The following is a 6,367-nucleotide window of genomic DNA, read 5'->3' on the forward strand; positions in this document are numbered from 1 at the left end:
CGCCCCGCGGATGCGGAGCGCCGGCGTCGTGGTGAGGGTGATCAGCCCGCGGGCGTGGCCTCGGGGGTCGGGGTCTGAGTGGTCTCGCCACCCTGACCCTCCGCCTCGAGGGCGAGCAGGCGCTGCACCGCTGCCGTGAGCCGCGCATCCTGCGTGGCGAACGCGGCCAGGTCACCGCTGGTCAGCGCGGCCTGTCGGGCGGTGAGCGCGTCGCCCGCCTCCTGCAGCGCCGCGGCGTAATCGCCGGCCGGGACGGTGGTGCCGCCACCGGTACCGCCGGTGTCTCCGCCCTGGCCCTGGTCGACGGGGGTGACGGCCTCGTCGCCTGTGTTGGCTCCGGAATCACCGCCGAACAGGGTGTCGAGAGCCTCGCTCAGCGTGTTCTCGAACGCGATCTCGTTACCGAACGCCACCAGCACGCGCCGCAGCTGCGGCAGCTGCGTGTCACCGGACGACTGCACGAACACCGGCTGCACGTAGAGCAGACCACCACCGACCGGGAGGGTCAGCAGGTTGCCGTTCAACACCTCCGACTGCCCCTGCTGCAGGATGTTGATCTGCGACGAGACGGCGGTATCGGAGTCGAACGTGTTCTGCACCTGGCCGGGTCCGGGCACCGTGGTGGCCGCGTCGATCACGAGCATTCTGAGGCGTCCGTAGTCGTCGCGTTTGGCCCCCGCCTGATCCCCGGCGTTGGAATCCACCGCCAGGTAGCCCGTCAGCACGTTTCGTGCCTGTCCACCCTGGGATGCCGGGATGAAGCTCGTGAACATCGAGTACGACGGGTCGTCCTGGCTGGGCATCTTCATCGTCAGGTAGTACGGCGGCTGGAAGGTCGCCGGGTCCTGCGGGTCGTTCGGGGTGGTCCACCGGTTGTCCTGACGGTAGAACGACACCGCGTCGTCGACGTGGTAGACGCCGAGCATGGAGCGCTGCACCTTCATAAGGTCGGTCGGGTAGCGCACGTGGCTCATGAGATCTGCCGACATGGCGCTCCAGGGCTGGAGCGAGGTCGGGTAGATGTTCTGCCACGCCTTCAGCAGCGGATCCTCGTCGTCCCACGCGTACAGGTCGACCGAGCCGTCGTAGGCGTCGACCGTGGCCTTGACCGAGTTGCGGATGTAGTTGATGTCATCCAGTGCGTAGGTCGGGGCCGGGTTGTTCGAGTCAGCGATCGCGCGCGAGAGCGAGACCCCGGTCGAGTACGGGTAGTTCGCGCTCGTGGTGTAGCCGTCGATGACCCACTTGATACGACCGTCGACCACCGTGGGGTACGGGTCACTGTCGAGCGTCAGGTACGGCGCGGCCTTCTGAACGCGCGTCTTGGGGTCGCGGTCGTACAGGATCTGCGATGCGTCGTTGACGCTGTCCGAGAAGAGGATCTGCTCCGACTGGAACTTCAGCGCGTAGATGAGGCGGTTGAAGACGTTGCCCACGCTGGGTCCGCCGTCGCCGTCGAACGTGGTGCGGGTCTCGGTGCCGCCGTCCGCGCCGAGCGGGTAGTCGAGCTCGATCGGATCGGTACCCTCGGGTGCACCGACGATCGAGTACGTCGGCGACTGCTCGCCGAAGTAGACGCGCGGCTGGTACTGCAGATCGGTGAGGAAGCCCGTGCCGGGGATGGCCTGCTCGAGGAACACCGGGTCGCCGTCGGCGGTGCGCTCGTTACCGGCGGCCGCCACCATGCCGTAGCCGTGGGTGTAGACGAGGGTGGTGTTCTGCCACGAGGCGGCGTCGCCGAGCTGGCCGATGTTCAGCTCGCGCAGCGACACCACGGTGTCCTGCGTCTCGCCGTCGATCGTGTAGCGGTCGACGTCGAGCGGGTTCGTGAACTGGTAGTACGCGCGGTACTGCTCGAGCTGACGCACGGTCGGCCCGATGATCGCGGGGTCCATGATGCGCAGCTGCGCGGTGGACTCCGCGTCGTCGCGCAACTGGCCGGCCTCGGCCTCGGTCGTGGCCTGGAAGTTCTCTTTCTCGACGTTGTCGATGCCGTAGGCGGCCTTCGTTCCGTCGAGGTTGCGCTGGTAGTACTGGCTCTCGAGGGTGAGCTCGTTCGGGCGCACCTGGAAGGTGGTGACCGCCCACGGGATGGCCGCGCCCACGACGACGGCCGAGACGACGAGCAGCGCCGTGCCGATGAGGGGGTAGCGCCAGCGGCCGAGGAACGCGGTGACGAAGAACGCCAGGGCGACAATGACGGCCGCGATGGCGAGGATCGTCTGACCGGGGATGACGGCGTTCGCCCCTACGTAGCCGGGACCCGTGATGCGCTCCGAGGGCTCCACCAGCGTGCGGAAGCGGTCGAGCCACAGGCTCGCACCCTGCAGGAGCAGGTAGAGACCGGCGAGGATGGCGAGCTGGATGCGAGCGGCCTTGGAGATACGCAACTCGCGCTGGCCGACACGCACCGAACCGTAGAGGTACGACACGACGGCCGTCAGCAGCAGGCACACCAGCACCACGGCCGAGGCGAACCCGAGGGCGGCCGCGTAGAACGGCATCGCGAAGAGGTAGAAGCCGGTGTCGAGGCCGAACTGCGGGTCGGTGACGGAGGTCGTCACGCCGTTGATCCACAGCCAGGTGGTCTCCCACTGGGCGGATGCGGCGAAGCCGGCGAAGAAGCCGAAGAAGATGGGGATGCCCCACATGGCGAGGCGGCGGAGCGGCTCCACAACCTCCTGGTAACGGTCGAGCTGCGAGTTCAGGCGCGCGTAGACCGGGCGCAGGCGGTAAGCGAGTTGGATGACGCCCCACACCGGCACCGCCATGGCCAGGAAGCCGACGACGAACATCACGCTGCGACCGATCCACTGCGTGGTGAGCACGCCGGTGAAGCCCAGCTGTGCGAACCACAGCCAGTCGGAATACAGGTTGGCGAAGACGAAGAATGCCACGACGAGCGCGGCGATCACCGCCAGGGTGATGGAGACGATCCGTCGGGAGCGATTCGGGGGCGTGGCCTGGTTCGGCACTGAGGTCGTGGTCACCCCTTCATCCTAGGCGCGGCCTTCTCGGGGTAAGCCGTGAATGCTACGATCCCGAGCCACACGTCGGGAGGGCGTCGAGGTCGCCCCCCTCGCGCACCGTCTCCAGCACCGTCAGCGACTGCTCCAGAGTCGATGTGGAGAACACGCGCAGACCGTCGGGCACGTGGCCCACGACCTCGTTGCAGTTCGCCTCGGGAGCCAGGAACATCGTCGCGCCGGCATCCAGCGCCCCGTAGAGCTTCTGACGGATGCCACCGATCGGTCCGACGTTGCCGTCGGCGTCGATGGTCCCGGTGCCGGCGTAGTGCACGCCACCGGTGAGGTCGCCCGGCGACATCTTGTCGATGATGCCGAGCGCGAACATCATCCCCGCGCTGGGGCCGCCCACGTCGTTCAGCTGGATGGTGACGTCGACGGGGAGATCGAACGAGATGCCGAGGCCGACGCCCAGGAGGTACTGCGTCTGCCCGTCCACCGTCGTCTCGCGGGGGGTGATCTGCGAGGAATCCGGGATGCCATCGCGCTCGAAGCCCACGGTGACCGGGCCGCCCGCGGCATCCTGGACCTTCGCCCGGATCCCCTCGACGCTCGTGACGGCCGTGCCGTCGACGGAGGTGATCACGTCGTTCAGCTGCAATCGACCCGCCGACGCTCCGCCGTCGTCGATGGTCGCAACGGTGATCTCCGCCGGAACGTCGTACCCCAGCTCGCGGAGGGCGGCCGCACTGGCTTCGTTCTGCGAGTCGGTCATGAGGGCGGCGTTCTCGGTGTTGCGCTGCTCGGTGCTCTGACCGGCGGGGAAGATGCGGTCGATGGGCACGACGGCGCGGGAGCGGTCGAACCACGCCCCGGCGAGCTCGAGCCACGAGGGGGTGCGCTCGCGATTCCCGCTCACCTGCACCGTCAGCAGGTCGAGCTGCCCGGCGGAGGTGGTGTCGTCTTCGTCGGGCACCGAGATGAGCGGGACGTCCTGTCCGTCGGCGTTCTTCGAGGTGCCCAACGTGTCGAAGACGGGGCCGGGCTGCTGGATCACGTACGCCGAGGGCAGGAACGTGAGGGTGAGCAGAACGAGCGAGGCGATGGTGAGCGCCCACACACCGACGACGGAGCGACGACTCCACCGCTCGCGGGGCGCCGGCACGACGGCGACGTTCTCATCGAACAGGGTCACGGGTGGGGGGTCCTTTGCCGGGTCGTTCGCGTGCGGCGTAAGCGGCGCGAGGCCGGGCCGGCAGATGCGGGGAAGCGTGCGACTAGCGTAGGACTCGTTCCCCCAGACCTGGCTGAAAGGCGGCCGAAATGGCAGACGAGAACCGCGGGCCCGACGACCGGAGCCCCGAGGAGGAGTTCCAGGAGCTGATGCGCCGCCTGATGTCGGGCGACACCAGCGGGATCGACCCCGAGCAGCTCTCCCGCCTGTCGGGCATGCAGATCGACCCCGCCATGCTGCAGCAGGTCATGAACCAGCTGCAGGGCGCTTTCGCGGGCACGCAGGAGGGGGTCGACTGGAGCCTGGCGGAGCGCCAGGCCCTGCACATCGCCAACCAGGACGGACTGGGCGTGACCACGGGTCAACGCACCGACCTCGACCAGGCGTTCACGCTCGCGGGCCTCTGGCTGGGCGAGGCGACGACCATCGCCGACCTGCCGCGACCGCCCCGCGCCGTCACCCGTGGCGCCTGGGTCACTGCGACGCTCCCGGTCTGGCAGGAGCTCGCCGAGCCCGTCGCCACGAGCATCGCCGATGCCCTGACCGCGGCTCTCGGTCAGCAGGCACCCGACGACATGCAGGAGATGATCGCCGGAGCGGGGCGCCTCATGCGCACCGTGGGCGGGTCGCTCTTCGCCACGCAGCTCGGTCACGTCGTCGGGCGGCTCTCGACCGAGGTCGTCGGCGGCGGCGATGTCGGCATCCCGGTCATGCCCGACGGCGAGGCGGCCATCCTCCCGCAGAACTTCGCCGACTTCGGCCGTGATCTCGAGATCCCCGACGACCAGCTCGCGCTGTACCTTGCGACGCGTGAGCTCGCGCACGCCCGACTGTTCCGTCACGCGCGCTGGCTGCGGCTGCACGTGATCTCGCAGGTGCGCGATTTCGCGCACGGCATCCGCGTCGACACCGACGCCCTCGAAGAACTCGCCTCGCGCTTCGATCCGTCGCAGCCGGAAGAGCTGCGCGGTGCGCTAGAGAGCGGAGCGCTGCTGCCCGAGCGCTCCGAGGAGCAGACCGCGGCCCTCACGCGCCTCGAAAACCTGCTCGCCACGATCGAGGGATGGGTCGACGTCGTCACCGAGGACGCGACCTCCCGGCTCCCTTCCGCCGCGCGCATCGCCGAGGCCGTTCGCCGGCGTCGCGCGGTCGGCGGCCCCGCCGAGCAGGCGCTCGGCTCGCTCGTCGGTCTCGAGATGCGTCCGCGGCGTATGCGCGAAGCCGCGGTGATGTGGCGTCAGGTGACCGACGCGGTCGGCGTCGAGGGGCGTGACGCACTGTGGGACTACCCCGACCTCATGCCCACCGCCGACGACATCGACGACCCCGCCGCCCTCATCGCGCGCCTGACGGCTGCCTCCCGGGGCGAAGGGGCACCCTCGGATGCCATGGACGACGCGCTCGCGCAGTTGCTGGCCGAAGAGGCCGAGGGCGGCCGAGCCGACGACGCCGGAGGGGACGGCGCAGACACGGGGGCCGCTGCGTCGTCGAGCGACGAACGACCCGACGACGACCCGGCACCGGGCGACCAACGGCCGGTGTAGGACTCTCGCCCTCGAACGCGCCCGGTGAGGAGACCCACGGTCTCCCCCGGGCGCGTTCGTCCGTTCGGGGGACGCCCGTACTGCGCGGTCCCTCCACGCCGGCGCACGGCCGTGGGCGAGGCGGCGGTGGTCGCTGCCCGGGCGACAGCGGCACCACGCTGGCGGTTTCACGCCTCCTCCCCACGCGCAGAAGTGTGCCCGCGGGTGGGGACAGCGGCATCCGGGGGCGACGGGCGGGTCAGGATCGATCCATGATCCGACTCGATCCCTCCGCTCTCCCCCTCTGGCGCGATGACGGCCGTGTGCAGTTCGGTGAGCCCGCGCTCGCTCACACCCCGTTCGCCGGTCCGTGGGTCGACGTCGTGGTCGCGGCTCTCGTGGCCGGCACGACGCGGGCAGAAGTGCGAGGTCTCGCGCGCGTGCACGGCGCGGCCGAGGGCGACGGCGACGCGCTGCTCGACGCGGTGGGGCCGGCAATCGCCTCCCACCGGCGAGGTACGCCGATCGCCGTGCAGGTCGCCGACGATCTCCCGGCGCGTGTCGTTCGAGCCGTCCTCGCCGCCCTCCCACCGCGTGCGAGCGTGCTCCCCTGGGCCGGATCGGCCGGGCACCCCGTTCCCATC

General features: G+C 69.8%; 4 protein-coding genes. 2 read left to right on the forward strand and 2 right to left on the reverse strand.

Annotation, left to right across the window (positions count from 1 at the left end):
* Positions 1–41 precede the first annotated feature (41 nt).
* Positions 42–2,990 (reverse strand): UPF0182 family protein, encoded by a 2,949-nt coding sequence (locus RWP81_RS13210; RefSeq protein WP_314456824.1) that lies wholly within the window; start codon positions 2,988–2,990, stop codon positions 42–44.
* A gap of 43 nt (positions 2,991–3,033) precedes the next feature.
* Positions 3,034–4,161, reverse strand: a complete 1,128-nt coding sequence (locus tag RWP81_RS13215; RefSeq protein ID WP_314456826.1) for a S16 family serine protease — start codon at positions 4,159–4,161, stop codon at positions 3,034–3,036.
* 128 nt (positions 4,162–4,289) lie between these two features.
* On the opposite strand from RWP81_RS13215, the gene RWP81_RS13220 reads away from it, so the two are divergent.
* Together RWP81_RS13220 and RWP81_RS13225 are read left to right on the forward strand one after the other, a co-directional pair.
* Positions 4,290–5,744, forward strand: coding sequence for a zinc-dependent metalloprotease (locus RWP81_RS13220; protein WP_314456828.1), 1,455 nt, complete (start codon positions 4,290–4,292; stop codon positions 5,742–5,744).
* 251 nt (positions 5,745–5,995) lie between these two features.
* Positions 5,996–6,367: hypothetical protein (locus RWP81_RS13225; protein WP_314456830.1), on the forward strand; the 372-nt coding region annotated here is incomplete at its 3' end.

The organism is uncultured Microbacterium sp. (assembly GCF_963521695.1).
Lineage (GTDB): Bacteria > Actinomycetota > Actinomycetes > Actinomycetales > Microbacteriaceae > Microbacterium.